This is a genomic window from Bosea sp. BIWAKO-01 (genome assembly GCF_001748145.1).
GTDB lineage: Bacteria > Pseudomonadota > Alphaproteobacteria > Rhizobiales > Beijerinckiaceae > Allobosea.
This window is the reverse complement of record NZ_BCQA01000001.1, coordinates 769,535-782,881: the sequence shown is the minus strand read 5'-3', so window position 1 is coordinate 782,881 and position 13,347 is coordinate 769,535. Positions and strand designations below refer to the sequence as shown.

Annotated in this window: 11 protein-coding genes; 9 read left to right on the top strand and 2 right to left on the bottom strand. The window is 65.9% G+C overall.

Going from position 1 to position 13,347, the window contains the following annotated elements; translation table 11 throughout:
- Positions 1–81 precede the first annotated feature (81 nt).
- The gene (locus BIWAKO_RS03575) at positions 82–1,272 is read left to right on the top strand and encodes a pyridoxal phosphate-dependent aminotransferase (RefSeq protein WP_069877369.1); all 1,191 of its coding nucleotides are present in this window, start codon (positions 82–84) and stop codon (positions 1,270–1,272) included.
- Positions 1,273–1,391: 119 nt separating this feature from the next.
- Positions 1,392–2,456: an AbrB family transcriptional regulator gene (locus tag BIWAKO_RS03570; RefSeq protein WP_084651139.1), complete on the top strand. Its 1,065-nt coding sequence runs from the start codon at positions 1,392–1,394 to the stop codon at positions 2,454–2,456.
- A gap of 7 nt (positions 2,457–2,463) precedes the next feature.
- Here the strand turns inward: BIWAKO_RS03570 and BIWAKO_RS03565 are convergent, their stop codons facing one another.
- Both BIWAKO_RS03565 and BIWAKO_RS03560 read right to left on the bottom strand, forming a co-directional pair.
- Positions 2,464–3,399, bottom strand: a complete 936-nt coding sequence (locus tag BIWAKO_RS03565) for an SMP-30/gluconolactonase/LRE family protein (RefSeq protein ID WP_069877368.1) — start codon at positions 3,397–3,399, stop codon at positions 2,464–2,466.
- 100 nt (positions 3,400–3,499) lie between these two features.
- Entirely contained in the window at positions 3,500–4,405 is a 906-nt protein-coding gene (locus BIWAKO_RS03560; protein WP_069877367.1) for a LysR family transcriptional regulator, read from the bottom strand.
- 136 nt (positions 4,406–4,541) lie between these two features.
- On the opposite strand from BIWAKO_RS03560, the gene BIWAKO_RS03555 reads away from it, so the two are divergent.
- From BIWAKO_RS03555 to hisG, 7 genes are all read left to right on the top strand, one after another.
- A complete protein-coding gene (locus BIWAKO_RS03555) occupies positions 4,542–5,978 on the top strand; it encodes an FAD-linked oxidase C-terminal domain-containing protein (protein ID WP_069877366.1) in 1,437 nt (478 codons plus the stop codon).
- The gene (glcE, locus tag BIWAKO_RS03550; RefSeq protein WP_069877365.1) at positions 5,975–7,162 is read left to right on the top strand and encodes a glycolate oxidase subunit GlcE; all 1,188 of its coding nucleotides are present in this window, start codon (positions 5,975–5,977) and stop codon (positions 7,160–7,162) included. Before BIWAKO_RS03555 ends, glcE begins: the two co-directional genes overlap by 4 nt.
- Positions 7,163–7,254: 92 nt before the next feature.
- The gene (locus BIWAKO_RS03545) at positions 7,255–7,809 is read left to right on the top strand and encodes a DUF2585 domain-containing protein (protein ID WP_069882136.1); all 555 of its coding nucleotides are present in this window, start codon (positions 7,255–7,257) and stop codon (positions 7,807–7,809) included.
- A gap of 3 nt (positions 7,810–7,812) precedes the next feature.
- On the top strand, positions 7,813–9,201 hold the full coding sequence (gene glcF / locus BIWAKO_RS03540; RefSeq protein ID WP_069877364.1) for a glycolate oxidase subunit GlcF: 1,389 nt from the start codon (positions 7,813–7,815) through the stop codon (positions 9,199–9,201).
- A 119-nt stretch (positions 9,202–9,320) separates the two neighbouring features.
- Positions 9,321–10,844 carry a histidine--tRNA ligase gene (gene hisS / locus BIWAKO_RS03535; RefSeq protein ID WP_069877363.1) on the top strand — a complete coding sequence of 508 codons (1,524 nt, stop codon included), beginning with the start codon at positions 9,321–9,323 and terminating at the stop codon, positions 10,842–10,844.
- A gap of 240 nt (positions 10,845–11,084) precedes the next feature.
- The gene (locus tag BIWAKO_RS03530; protein WP_244523347.1) at positions 11,085–12,197 is read left to right on the top strand and encodes an ATP phosphoribosyltransferase regulatory subunit; all 1,113 of its coding nucleotides are present in this window, start codon (positions 11,085–11,087) and stop codon (positions 12,195–12,197) included.
- Positions 12,194–13,168 carry an ATP phosphoribosyltransferase gene (gene hisG / locus BIWAKO_RS03525; protein ID WP_069877361.1) on the top strand — a complete coding sequence of 325 codons (975 nt, stop codon included), beginning with the start codon at positions 12,194–12,196 and terminating at the stop codon, positions 13,166–13,168. Before BIWAKO_RS03530 ends, hisG begins: the two co-directional genes overlap by 4 nt.
- Positions 13,169–13,347: the final 179 nt, after the last annotated feature.

Below are 13,347 nucleotides of genomic sequence, written 5' to 3'. Positions count from 1 at the left end.
TCGACCCGATCTCGCGATTTCATGCTTCCCGCCCGCCGCTTCGGCTAAAGGTGAGGCATTGAACTTGCGAGGTCGAAGCCGATGACGACGAGCACGCTGCCGGGCGCCAGCCTGATTGCCGAGTTGAGGCCAGAGGCCCGTAACGCGCCCGAAAGCGGCATCGTCGAGGTGGTCAATCACGGCCGGCTGAAGCCCGGCCTGATCCCGCTCTGGGTCGGCGAGGGCGATCTCTCGACGCCCGATTTCATCGTCCGGGCCGCCAACAAGTCATTGGCCGATGGCGAGACCTTCTACACCTGGCAGCGCGGCATTCCGGAACTGCGCGAGGCGCTCGCGCGCTACCACACGGCGCTTTACGGCCAGCCGCTTTCGGCCGACCGCTTCTTCGTCACCGGATCGGGCATGCAGTCCGTTCAGATCGCCGTCCGGATGATCGCCGGACCTGGCGACGAACTCGTGATTCCGACGCCGGCCTGGCCCAATTTCGCCGCGGCCATCGGCGTGGCGGGAGCCAGGGCCGTCTGCGTGCCGATGGATCTGGAGCACGGCCGCTTCACGCTCGATCTCGACAAGCTCGCCGCGGCGATCACGCCGAAGACGCGCGCGCTCGTCATCAATTCCCCGGCGAACCCGACCGGCTGGACCGCGACCAAGGACGAGTTGGCCGCGTTGCTTTCCCTGGCTCGCAAGCACGGTATCTGGATCATCGCCGACGAGATCTATGGCCGCTTCGTCTATGGCGGGGCGCCGCGCGCAGCCTCCTTCCACGACGTGATGGAAGCTGAGGATCGCGTCCTCTTCGTCCAGACCTTCTCGAAGAACTGGGCCATGACGGGTTGGCGCATCGGCTGGATCGAGGTGCCGGCCGCCTTCGGCCAGGTGGTCGAGAACCTGATCCAGTATTCGACCTCGGGATCGCCGGTCTTCGTCCAGCGCGCCGCGATCGCCGCCCTCACCGAGGGCGAGCCTTTCGTCGCCGAGCAGATCGCGCGTGCGACCGAAGGCCGGAAGATCATCTTCGAAGGCCTGAAGGCGACGAACCGGGTTTCGCTGACCGCGCCGGACGGCGCCTTCTACCAGTTCTTCAACGTCGACGGCCGTGAAGATTCACGCGCGCTGGCGATCGAACTGGTCGACGAGGCCAATGTCGGCCTGGCGCCGGGCACCGCTTTCGGTCCCGGAGGCGAGACGGGCTTGCGGCTTTGCTTCGCGCGCAAATCGTCCGATCTCGTCGAGGCGGTGGCGCGGCTGCAAAGAGCGCTGACGTCATAGGCCCCGCTGAGCGCAGGCCAGCCTTGCGCGGCGGTAGCATCTCCTCGTTTGACCCGATTGCGCGCCGCGTTCATTGATCGGCCTTGCGTCGTGTCTCTTCGGCGCTTGCTCCGAGTGACATGACCGGTCCGGCTTACATCCCCTACAGGTTCAAGACATTGTCGCGTGAAGCGGCCGTGATCGCTTGCGCCGCACTCGGCGGGGGCCTTTTCGCGCTGTTCGACGTGCCGGCCGCCTGGCTCTCAGGTTCGATGCTGATCGTCTCGATCGTCGGCGTCGCCAAGCGCCTGCCCAATCTGCGCAAGCCCTGGTTCGATGCGACCATGCTGATGTCGGGGGTGCTGATCGGCTCCTCCGCGACGCCCGAGGCGCTTGCGGCGACGGCGCGCTATCCCGGTTCGCTCGCGGTCCTGTTCGTCGCGCTCGCTGCCATCATGCTCACCACTGGCGCCTATCTGCGTTATGTCGCGCGCTGGTCCTGGATCGATTCCCTGCTGGCCGCCGCGCCGGGGGCGCTGTCGGCGGTCATCGCCGTTGCCCATGCCAAGGGGGCCAATCTTGGCCGCATCGCGGTGATCCAGCTCTTCCGCATCCTCGTCCTGGTCGCGATCCTGCCCAGTCTGATGCGGGCCTTGAGCGATGGCAGCGCCGGTCAAATGCCGGCAGTGATCGTCGCCAGCGCACCGGATATGGCGCTGGTTCTCGGTGTGGCCCTGGTCACCGGGCTCATCTTCGAGCGCATCGGCGTCACCGCCCCCTTCATCCTTGGCGCAACAATGGCCAGTGCCGTGCTGCATGGCGCTGGCGTCGTCCATGGCACGCTCCCGCCTGCGATCGCGACGGTGGTGATGGTCATGTTGGGCGCGGCCATGGGCGGGCGCGTCTCCAACCTCAAGCGCGGCGAGATCGCCGGGCTATTCCCGCTCGCCATTGGCGCCTTCTTCGTCTCGATGGTGGTGGCCTTCGCCTTCGCCTGGCCCGCCGCATGGCTTGCGGGCGTGCCCTATGCCAGCGCAATGGCCGCCTTCGCGCCGGGAGGGCTGGAGGCGATGGCGATGCTTGCCTTCGCCATGGGGCTCGACCCGCTCTATGTCGGCGCGCACCATCTTGCGCGCTTCATGCTGCTCGGCCTTGCCATGCCGTTGCTGGTGGTCCGGATGAAGTCGGAGCCGCCGCAGAGTTGAGCGCGGTTCAGCGCTTCGGCCAGGTCGCCCCATTGGTGTGGGTCATCACTGAGTAGAGTGATGTCGTGCCGCAGATGAAAAGGCGGTTCAGCTTCGCGCCGCCCCAGCAGACATTGGCGACGATCTCGGGAATCAGCACCTTGCCGATCAAGGTGCCGTCGGGGTGATAGATATGCACGCCGTCCGCCGCGCTGGTCCAGATGCGGCCGGTGGCATCGAGCCGGAAGCCGTCGAACAGGCCGGCCGAGCAGGTTGCGAAAATCTCAGAGCGGCCCAGCGACGCGCCGTCCCCCGTCACGGCGCATTTGCGGATATGGCGCGGCCCATCCGGGTCATGGCTCGCCCCCGTATCGGCGATATAGAGCTCGCTCTCGTCCAGCGAGAAGGCGAGGCCGTTCGGCTTGAGGAAGTCGTCGGCGACGATCGAGAGCGCGCCGCTGACCGGATCGATGCGGTAGACGTTGCAGTGGCCGATCTCGCCATCCGCCTTGTCGCCCTCATAGTCGCTGCCGATGCCGTAATCCGGGTCGGTGAACCAGATCGAGCCGTCGGACTTCACCACGACGTCATTGGGGGAATTCAGCCGCTTGCCCTGCCAGTTGTCGGCAAGCACGGTGATCGAGCCGTCATGTTCCGTCCGGGTCACCTGACGCCCGCCATGCTCGCAGGTGACGAGCCGGCCCTGCGGATCAACCGTATTGCCGTTCGAGTTCCGTGCCGGCTGGCGGAAGATGCCGACCTGGCCGCTCGCCTCGTCATAGCGCAGCATGCGGTTGTTCGGGATGTCGGACCAGACCAGGCTGCGATGGGCCGGAAACCAGGCCGGCCCCTCGGACCAGCGGGCCCCCGTCCACAGCCGTTCGACCCGCGCCGAGCCCGGTACGACCCGGTGGAAGCGCTGGTCCAGAACCTCGACGCCTGTGCCTTCGATCAAGCCGAACATGAACGGGATTCTCCAGTGATGTGTCAAAGATCGAGCAAGCCACGTGTCCGGGCAATCCGGCGCCGCGCAGAGGCCCCATGACGGGCGGGCGGGCGCCACATCATAGATCGAGCCCCGCGTCCCAGTACGGCGTCGCGCCATAGAGTTCCGCGAGATAATCGACGAAGACGCGCACCTTCTGCTCCATGTGCCGACGGCTGGGATAGACCGCGTAGACAGCGACACGCTTGCCGACCGAGTAATCCGGCAGCACCCTGACGAGCTGTCCGGTCTTCAGTTCCGGCCCGACATCCCAGGTCGAGCGCAATGCGATGCCGACGCCGGCGAGCAGCGCCTCGCGCACGACCTCGCTGGAATTGGTCCGGAGCGGCCCGTTGACCCGCACGGTGACCGGCCCGGACGGTCCATCCAGCCGCCATTGGTCGGCATTATGGGCAATCAGCGTATGGTGGGAGAGTTCTTCGATGCTGGCCGGTATTCCGTGAGCGGCGACATAGTCCGGCGCGGCGCAAAGCACGCGGTGATTGGGCGCGAGCCGCTTGGCGACAAGGCTGGAATCCTGGAGGTCGGCGATCCTCACCGCGAGGTCGAAACCCTCTGCGATGATGTCGACGAAGGAATCGCTCAGGATCAGGTCGACGGTCACCATCGGATTGGCGTCGAGAAAGGGCTTCAGATGCGGCGCGATATGCAGTCTGCCGAAGGAGGTCGGGGCGGAGACGCGCAAGGTGCCGCGCGCCTGTCCGGTGCCGCTGGCGACCCAGGCCTCGGCATCCTCGATCGAGGACAGGATCGAGACCACGCGCTCATAGAAGCCCTGTCCCGCCTCGGTCAGTGACAATTGTCGGGTGGTGCGCTGCAGCAGCCGTACGCCAAGGCGCTCCTCGAGCCGGCGGATGCGCTTCGAGATCACCGCCGGCGAGAGTTTCAATTCGCGCCCCGCGGCGGACATGCTCTTGGCCGTCACCACATGCGCGAAGACATCCAGATCGCCGAACCGGTCCATGCTCGCCCACCTTTTCCATTTTGGAAATAATCATGGCTTTTGGTCGCGCTGCAAGCGGGTTCGAATTGGTCTAACCTGTTTGTATGAAACCGGGTGTGGGTGATATCGCGAGAGCTGACATCCGGAGGAGGAGACCATGAGCGCCATTGCCTTTCCCGCGCCGCGCGCGGACATCCTGGCGCGCCGCGATGCGATCATCGCCGGGCTTGCCGGACTGGTGGCGCCCGAGGCTCTGATCACCTCCGATGACGAGCGCAGGCCCTATGAGACCGATGCGCTCACCGCCTATCGCCGCATGCCGCTGGCGGTCGTGCTGCCTTCGACGACGCAGGAGGTCGCGGCGGTGCTGCGCTATTGCGGCGAGCAGGGCGTTCCCGTCGTCCCGCGGGGTGCTGGAACCTCGCTCGCCGGTGGCGCGATCCCGCAGGAGGATGCCGTCGTCATCGGTGTCTCCAAGATGAATCGCATCCTCGAGATCGACTATGACAACCGCGCCGCCAGGGTGCAGGCCGGCGTCACCAATCTCGCCGTCACCGGGGCTGTGATGTCCGAGGGCTTTTTCTATGCGCCCGACCCGTCCTCCCAGCTTGCCTGCTCGATCGGCGGCAATATCGGCATGAACTCCGGCGGCGCGCATTGCCTGAAATACGGCGTCACCACCAATAATGTGCTGGGCGTGACCCTGGTGATGCTCGATGGTTCAATCGTCGAGATCGGGGGCGCCCATCTCGATGCCCCGGGGCTCGACCTGCTCGGCTTGATCGTCGGTTCTGAAGGCCAGCTCGGCATCGTCACCGAAGCGACCGTGCGGATCCTGCGCTCGGCCGAGGGCGCACGCCCGGTGCTGTTCGGCTTCCCGAGCAGCGAGCAGGCAGGTGCCGCGGTGGCCGCCATCATCGGCGCCGGCATCATCCCCGTCGCGATGGAGTTCATGGACAAGCCGGCGATCGAGATCTGCGAAGCCTTCGCCAAAGCCGGCTACCCGATGGATGTCGAGGCGCTGTTGATCATCGAGGTCGAGGGCTCGGACGCGGAAATGGACGCTCAGCTTGCGCGCATCGTCGCGATCGCGCGCGAGCATGGCGTCAAGACGGTCAAGGAAAGCAAGTCGGCAATGGAGACCGCCGCGATCTGGAAGGGCCGCAAATCGGCCTTCGGCGCGACGGGCCGGATCGCCGATTACATCTGCATGGATGGTACGATCCCGACCGGGCAACTGCCGTTTGTGCTGCAGCGCATGGCAGAGATCGTCAAAGGCTATGGACTGCGCGTCGCCAATGTCTTCCATGCGGGAGACGGCAATCTCCACCCTCTGATCCTCTATAACTGCAACGACCCCGTCGAGGCGCGCAAAGCCGAGGATGCCGGAAACGACATCCTCAAGCTCTGCGTCGAGGTGGGCGGTTGCCTCACCGGCGAACACGGCGTCGGCATCGAGAAGCGCGATCTGATGCGCGTGCAGTTCAACGAAGCCGATCTCAACCAGCAGATGCGGGTGCGGGCGGTCTTCGACGGCGAGTGGCTGCTGAACCCGGCCAAGGTCTTTCCGCTAGATGGCAGGGTCGCCGCGTGACCATTCACACCCCCACCACGGAAGCCCAGGCCTGCGCCGTCGTTGCCTCCGTCGCTGCCACCGGCACGCCTGTCACCCTTCGCGGCGGTGGTACGCGGACCGGCCTGGGGCGCCCGACCCAGGTCGTGAGCACCATTTCCAGCGCGGGGCTGACCGGCATCACGCTGTACGAGCCCTCCGAGATGGTGATTGGCGCCAGGGCGGGAACCCCGCTCGCGGAAATCCTGCGGACACTGGCCGACCGCGGCCAGATGCTGCCCTTCGAGCCGATGGATCATCGCGCATTGCTGGGCACGGAGGGCGAGCCGACGATCGGTGCGGTCGCTGCCGGAAATATCTCCGGTCCGCGCCGGATCAACGCTGGAGCAGCCCGCGACTCGCTGATCGGGATCAGGCTGATCAACGGCCGGGGCGAGGCGATCAAGTCCGGCGGCCGGGTCATGAAGAACGTCACCGGGCTCGACCTGGTCAAGCTGGTGAGCGGTGCCCACGGCACGCTTGGCTTCCTGACCGAAGTCACCTTCCGCGTATTGCCGGCGCCGGAATGCGTGGTCACGCTGGCCTGGCCCGGACTTGCCGATGAGGCGGCGGTCGCTCTGCTTTCGGCCGCGCTGGGCTCGCCCTTCGAACCAATGGCGGCGGCGCATCTGCCGGCCGGCATCGGGGCCGACCAGGCCCGCACACTGCTCAGGCTGGAGAATTTCGCGAGCTCGATCGCCTATCGCACCGATGCGCTGGGCGAATTGCTGAGCCAGTACGGCAGGCCGGAACTGATCGAGGGGGCTGCCTCGCAGGAGCTGTGGCATTCTGTACGGGATGCGAGGTTCTTCGCCGGAAGCCATGAAGCCGTCTGGCGGCTTTCGCTTGCTCCGACGAAGGCCCCGCGCGCTACGGCTGCGATCATCCAAGCCTTGCCGCAAGCGCGCTGGTTCTATGACTGGGGCGGCGGTCTGGTCTGGCTGGCGGTGCCGGTTGACGAGGACGCTGGAGCCGCCGCGATCCGTGCTGCAATCAGGTCGCTCGGCGGTCACGCGACCCTGGTGCGCGCACCCCACGCGGTTCGCGCTGTTGTACCGGTCTTCGAACCACTGGCCGAGCCGCTGATGCGGGTCACGGCCGGAATCAAGAACAGCTTCGACCCGGCCGGAATCTTCGAGCCCGGCCGGATGTATGCGGGGATTTGATGGTGTTCGACCACATAACCGCCTCGCGCGAGAGTCGCGCTCAGGAAGAGAAACGGGAAGCATGGGCGCCGGGGCGGTTCAGGCCGGGCACGATCGCCCTCGTCGCGGCTCTGATGATTGCCGCGGCTGCCCTGATCCTGTTTGTCATGGGGCGCGAGCCGATCTGCAAATGCGGCTACGTCAAGCCATGGTACGGCGAGGTCATGTCGTCGGAGAACTCTCAGCACATTGCCGACTGGTACACCTTCTCCCACATCATCCGCGGTTTCCTCTTCTACGGGCTGTTCTGGTCGATCCGCCGGCTGACCGGACTGCCAATCTCGTTCGGGCAGGCACTTCTCCTCGCGATCCTGATCGAGAATGCCTGGGAAATCGCCGAGAATAGCCCGGCCATGCTCGATCGCTACCGGGAAATGACAATCTCGCTCGGCTATACCGGCGACAGCATCATCAATTCAGTCTCCGATATCGCGGCGATGATCGTGGGCTTTCTTCTTGCCCGTGTCCTGCCCGTCTGGCTCACCATTTCTCTCGCGCTCGGGATGGAGCTGGTGGTCGGCTACCTGATCCGCGACAACCTGACCCTGAATATCATCATGCTGATCTACCCCACCGACTGGATCAAAATCTGGCAGGGAGGGGCTTGACCGATGCAGACCAACTTCACGCCCGAACACCTCGCCTCCGATCCGCGCCTGCCGGCATCGGAGAAGATCCTGCGCACCTGCGTGCATTGCGGATTCTGCACGGCGACCTGCCCGACCTATCTCTTGCTGGGTGACGAACTCGATTCCCCGCGCGGGCGTATCTATCTGATCAAGGACATGCTGGAGAACGGCAAGCCGGCCACCGAGCAGGTGGTGAAGCATGTCGACCGCTGCCTTTCCTGCCTCTCCTGCATGACGACTTGCCCTTCAGGCGTGCATTACATGCACCTTGTCGATCATGCCCGGGCCCATATCGAGGAGACCTATCAGCGTTCCTGGCATGACGAGGCGTTGCGCCGGGTGCTCGCTGCGATCCTGCCCTATCCCGGTCGGTTCCGCACCGCGATGCTGGCGGCGATGCTGGGCAAACCCTTCGGGAGCCTTCTCGGCCTGCTGCCGCAGGTCGGCGGGCGGCTGAAGGCGATGCTGGCGCTGGCGCCTGCACGCCTGCCGGCGCGCTCGACCATGGAGGGGCCGCAGGTTTTCCCCGTCACGGCCGTGCGCCGCAAGCGCGTGGCGCTGCTTTCGGGCTGCGCCCAGCCGGTGCTCGACCCCGCCATCAACGAAGCGACGATCCGCCTGTTGACGCGCCATGGCGTCGAGGTCGTGCTGCCGAAGGGCGAGGGCTGCTGCGGCGCGCTCGTCCATCACATGGGCCGCGAACAGGACAGTCATGTCTTTGCCCGGCGCAACATCGACGCCTGGATGGCCGAGGTCGACGGCGAGGGGCTGGATGCCATCCTGATCACCGCCTCAGGCTGCGGCACCACGGTCAAGGATTACGGCTTCATGTTCCGCAACGAGCTGGCCTATGCGGAGAAGGCGGCGACGATCTCGAGCCTCGCGAAGGATGTCACCGAGTTCCTCGAGACGCTCGAGCTGCGCCATGTCCGTGAGGTCGCGCTGCCCGTGACGTATCACTCTGCCTGCTCGATGCAGCACGGGCAGCAGCTCAAGGACGGGCCGAAGCGCCTTCTGAGTGGAGCCGGCTTCAAGGTGAAGGAGGTGCCGGAGGGCCATATCTGCTGCGGCTCGGCCGGTGTCTACAATATCCTCCAGCCCGAGATCGCGGGACAGCTGCGCGAACGCAAGATCGGCCATATCGAGAAGACGAAGCCGCAGATCGTCGCCACCGGCAATATCGGCTGCATGACCCAGCTCGCGAAGGGCTTTGCCGACCGGGGCGCGACGACCCCGGTCGTGCATACTGCCGAGCTGCTCGACTGGGCCACCGGCGGGCCGCTGCCGGAGAAGCTGGCAAGGGCGGGGATCAAGGATGCCCCCCTCGGTGAGCCGCGTCAGCAGAAAGACATGCTGTTCGCGGCCGAATAGGCGCTTCCCGCTCGGGGAGGGGCAAGCGTGCTTGCCCCCGTTGCCCGGTCAAGTTACCGAACGCGGGACCTTATCCTGCGGGCCGTTCCGCATCTCGTTCAAGAAGTGAAGCCTGAACCATGTCGAAACCCGACAAGCTGAAAGCCCGCCAGCCGCGTGGTTTCATCGACCGCGGTCCTGCCGATGTGGCGGCGACCGAGCGCATGCTGTCCGTCATTCGCGAGAGCTTTTCGCTCTATGGCTTCGACCCGGTCGAGACCCCCTTCGTCGAGTACACAGACGCGCTCGGAAAATTTCTGCCGGACCAGGACCGGCCGAACGAGGGCGTCTTCTCCTTTCAGGACGACGACGAGCAGTGGCTCTCGCTGCGCTATGACCTGACGGCGCCGCTGGCGCGCTATGTCGCCGAGAATTTCGATGCGCTGCCAAAACCCTATCGCAGCTATCGCGCGGGCTACGTCTTCCGCAACGAAAAGCCCGGGCCCGGGCGCTTCCGTCAGTTCATGCAGTTCGACGCCGATATCGTCGGTTCGGGCTCGGTCGCGGCCGATGCCGAGATCTGCATGCTCGCTGCCGACACGATGGAGCGTCTCGGCATCAAGCGCGGCGACTATGTCGTCAAGGTCAACAACCGAAAGGTGCTCGATGGCGTCATGGAGGCGATCGGGCTTGGCGGCGAGGAGAATGCCGGGCGCCGGCTGACCGTGCTGCGTGCAATAGACAAGCTCGACAAGTTCGGCCCCGACGGCGTGCGGTTGCTGCTGGGTGACGGGCGCAAGGACGAGAGCGGCGATTTCACGAAGGGTGCGGGGCTGGGCGCCGAACAGGCCACGCGCGTCCTGTCCATTCTTGATGCCAGGGCCGCAGACAATGCCGCGACCGCGCAGCGTCTCGCAGATGGCTTCGCGTCGACGCCCGTTGGCCATGAAGGGGCCGAGGAATTGCGCATGATGGCTGATCTGATCGCAGCGGCTGGCTATGCCGACCGCGTCGTCATCGATCCTTCCGTCGTGCGCGGCCTCGAATATTACACCGGCCCGGTCTACGAGGTGGAGCTGACCTTCCCGGTCACCAATGACGACGGTCAGGTCGTGCGCTTCGGTTCGGTCGCCGGCGGCGGGCGTTATGACGGGCTGGTCGGCCGCTTCCGGCCGGAACCGGTGCCGGCGACGGGTTTCTCGATCGGTGTCTCGCGGCTCTATTCGGCACTGAAGGCGGTGAAGTCGCCATTGGTCGACACGAAGAACGAACTGCCGCTCGTCGTCGTCACCGCCATGGACAACAAGACACCCGAGCATATGCCGGCCTATCAGGCATTCGTGTCTCAGCTCCGCCAGGTCCGGGATGGGGATGGCAAGCCCTTGCTGCGTGCCGATCTCTATCTCGGCGGGTCCGGCTTCAACGCCCAGATGAAATATGCCGACAAGCGCGGCGCGGTCTGTGCGGTGATCCAGGGCTCCTCCGAGCGCGAGGCAGGCACGATCGTGATCAAGGACCTGATCCTCGGCGCGGAACTCGCTGCCGCCAGCCGCGACGTCAAGGATTCGGCAGAGCACAAGGCCAGGCAGGCCGAGGCTCAGTTCGCCGTGCCGGTGAGCGAGCTGGTCGAGGGGGTGAAGCGGGTGCTGAAGCGACACGGCTGAGCCCGACGACGCTCAGCTCCGGGCAGGGCGGAGGGCCGGCCGGGCACAGGTAAGAGGCTGGCACTCCGAGCCTTCCTTGCCCGACATACCGCTTTGCCTCCTCCAGATCTGCGGAAGGGCAAAGCGTTCGCGTTCCACCCGGGACGGACGCCCGCGCAAATCCCGCTAACCCAATTCCCTAAAAACCATCGAAAATCCATGGCGCGGCTGCTAGGACAGCCGCGCAACAGGAAGCTGCCCTTGTCCGCCACACGCGCCAGCATCGACACCGTGATCGCGCTCCTCGCCGCTGAGGGCTATCAGCGCGCCGAGCCGGCGATTCTGCAGCCGGCCGATGTCTTTCTCGATCTCTCGGGCGAAGATATCCGCCGGCGCATCTTCATGACGCAGGATGCCGACGGCCGCGATTGGTGCCTTCGCCCGGAATATACGATTCCGGTGGCGCTGGATCACATCGCGGCGGGCGTGAGTGCGCCAATGGCCTATGCCTATGCCGGACCGGTCTTCCGCATGCGCTCGCGTGAGCCAGGTGAATTCGCACAGGCCGGGCTCGAGTCCTTTGGCCGCGAGGATTTTGCCGCAGCCGATGCCGAGATCATGGCACTGACGATCGAGGCGGCGGCGGCGCTTGGCTTGACGCAGCCGCGTGTTCTGATGGGCGACGTCGCACTGCTCGGCGCATTGCTCGATGGTCTGGCCGTGCCGCAGGGTGCACGCCGCCGGCTGATGCGCGCGGTCGTGCAGGGCAAGGCGGCCGAGGCGGTCGAGGCGCTCGATCCGCCGGCCGCCGCTGGCGAAACGGCTCATGCAGGACTGCTCAAGGCACTGGAGGGGCAGGATCCCAAGGCGGCCAAGGCCTTTGTCGAGGATGTGTTGTCGATCGCCGGGATCTCGACGGTCGGCGGCCGCTCCGCCGGCGATATCGCCGAACGCTTCCTGGCCCGTGCCGCCGAGCGCGAGAACCCGGTCAATGAGGATGTGAAGGCCGTGCTCGGCCAGGCCCTTGCCATCACGGGTGATCCCGATGCCGCGTCGGCCGCATTGCGGGCACTTTCCGACCAGGCTTCGCTCGATCTCGGCCAGCAACTCGACGCCTTCGACGAGCGCACCGGCTTCCTTGCGGCGCGTGGTGTCGATGTCGGCCAGATCTCCTTCTCGACGGGCTTCGCCCGCAATCTCGACTATTACACCGGCTTCATCTTCGAGCTGCATGATCTGAGCCGCAGCGACGGCAGGCCCGTTGCCGGCGGTGGCCGCTACGACAACGTGCTCGGTCGCCTCGGTGCGCCTCAGCCGGCCCCGGCAGTCGGCGCCTCGCTCTGGCTCGACCGGCTGACGGGACAATCATCATGAGCGACGCTCCGCTGGTTCTCGCGGTCCCCTCGAAGGGGCGGCTCCAGGAAAACGCCACTGCCTTTTTCGGCCGTGCCGGGCTGAAATTCGTGCAGTCGCGTGGCTCGCGCGACTATCGCGGCACGATCGCGGGATTGGACGGCGCGGAAGTCGCGTTCCTCTCGGCCTCGGAGATCGTCTCGCAACTGGCTTCCGGCGCGTCCCATCTCGGGATCACGGGCGAGGACCTCGTGCGCGAACAGGTGGCCGATGCCGATGCCGCTGTCGAGATGCTGACGCCGCTCGGCTTCGGCCACGCCAATGTCGTGGTCGCCGTGCCGCAGGCCTGGATCGATGTCCGCTGCATGGCCGATCTCGACGATGTCGCGAGCCATATGCGCGCACGCCATGGCCGTAAACTGCGCGTCGCCACCAAATATGTGAACCTGACACGCCGCTTCTTCGCCGAGCACGGGCTTGGCGATTACCGCATCGTCGAGAGCCTGGGCGCGACGGAGGGGGCGCCGGCCGCCGGCTCCGCGGAAATCATCGTCGACATCACCACGACCGGCGCGACGCTGGCCGCCAACGCCCTGAAGATTCTGGACGATGGCGTCATGCTGGCCTCCGAGGCCAACCTCGTCGCCTCGGTGCGGGCCCCGTGGAGTCCGCGCGCGCGCGCCGCCGCCAATGCCATTCTCTCGCGCATCGCGGCCGAGGAGGAGGGGCGTTCGGTCCGGGAGATCCGCGCGCGGCTCATCGACGCGAAGCCAGTTGCCATCGAGGAGATGGCGGCGCGACATGGCGCGCGGCTGCCCTTCGGTGCGAATGCCGAGAGCGGTATCCTGGCCATCCACTGCCCGGAGAAGGCGGTCTTCGCACTGGTCGACGACCTGGCCGGCTCCGGCGCTGATGAGATCACCGTCAACGCCCCGGCCTATGTCTTCCGCAAGGCCAACCCCCTGCTGGAGCGCCTGCTGGCGCGCATCTGAGCGAGATTTGGCGTTACCTTGGGCTGAAGCCGGCCCCATTTCCGACGCGATGCCGCGTGACGTTGCTGGCGCTGCCACTCGGCAAAGCAACGTTGTCGCAATGATCGCAGTTGATCCCAACGCGATACGGTTCTAGGCGTTTCCATGAGAGCGGGGCGTGGGCTATCGTCCCGACCCCG

What these genes read in the sequence shown, in the direction of transcription:
- BIWAKO_RS03575 (WP_069877369.1), top strand. Translation starts at nt 82, where the DNA reads ATGACGACGAGCACGCTGCCGGGCGCCAGCCTGATTGCCGAGTTGAGG.
- BIWAKO_RS03570 (WP_084651139.1), top strand. Translation starts at nt 1,392, where the DNA reads ATGACCGGTCCGGCTTACATCCCCTACAGGTTCAAGACATTGTCGCGT.
- BIWAKO_RS03565 (WP_069877368.1), bottom strand. Translation starts at nt 3,399, where the DNA reads ATGTTCGGCTTGATCGAAGGCACAGGCGTCGAGGTTCTGGACCAGCGC.
- BIWAKO_RS03560 (WP_069877367.1), bottom strand. Translation starts at nt 4,405, where the DNA reads ATGGACCGGTTCGGCGATCTGGATGTCTTCGCGCATGTGGTGACGGCC.
- BIWAKO_RS03555 (WP_069877366.1), top strand. Translation starts at nt 4,542, where the DNA reads ATGAGCGCCATTGCCTTTCCCGCGCCGCGCGCGGACATCCTGGCGCGC.
- glcF (WP_069877364.1), top strand. Translation starts at nt 7,813, where the DNA reads ATGCAGACCAACTTCACGCCCGAACACCTCGCCTCCGATCCGCGCCTG.
- hisS (WP_069877363.1), top strand. Translation starts at nt 9,321, where the DNA reads ATGTCGAAACCCGACAAGCTGAAAGCCCGCCAGCCGCGTGGTTTCATC.
- hisG (WP_069877361.1), top strand. Translation starts at nt 12,194, where the DNA reads ATGAGCGACGCTCCGCTGGTTCTCGCGGTCCCCTCGAAGGGGCGGCTC.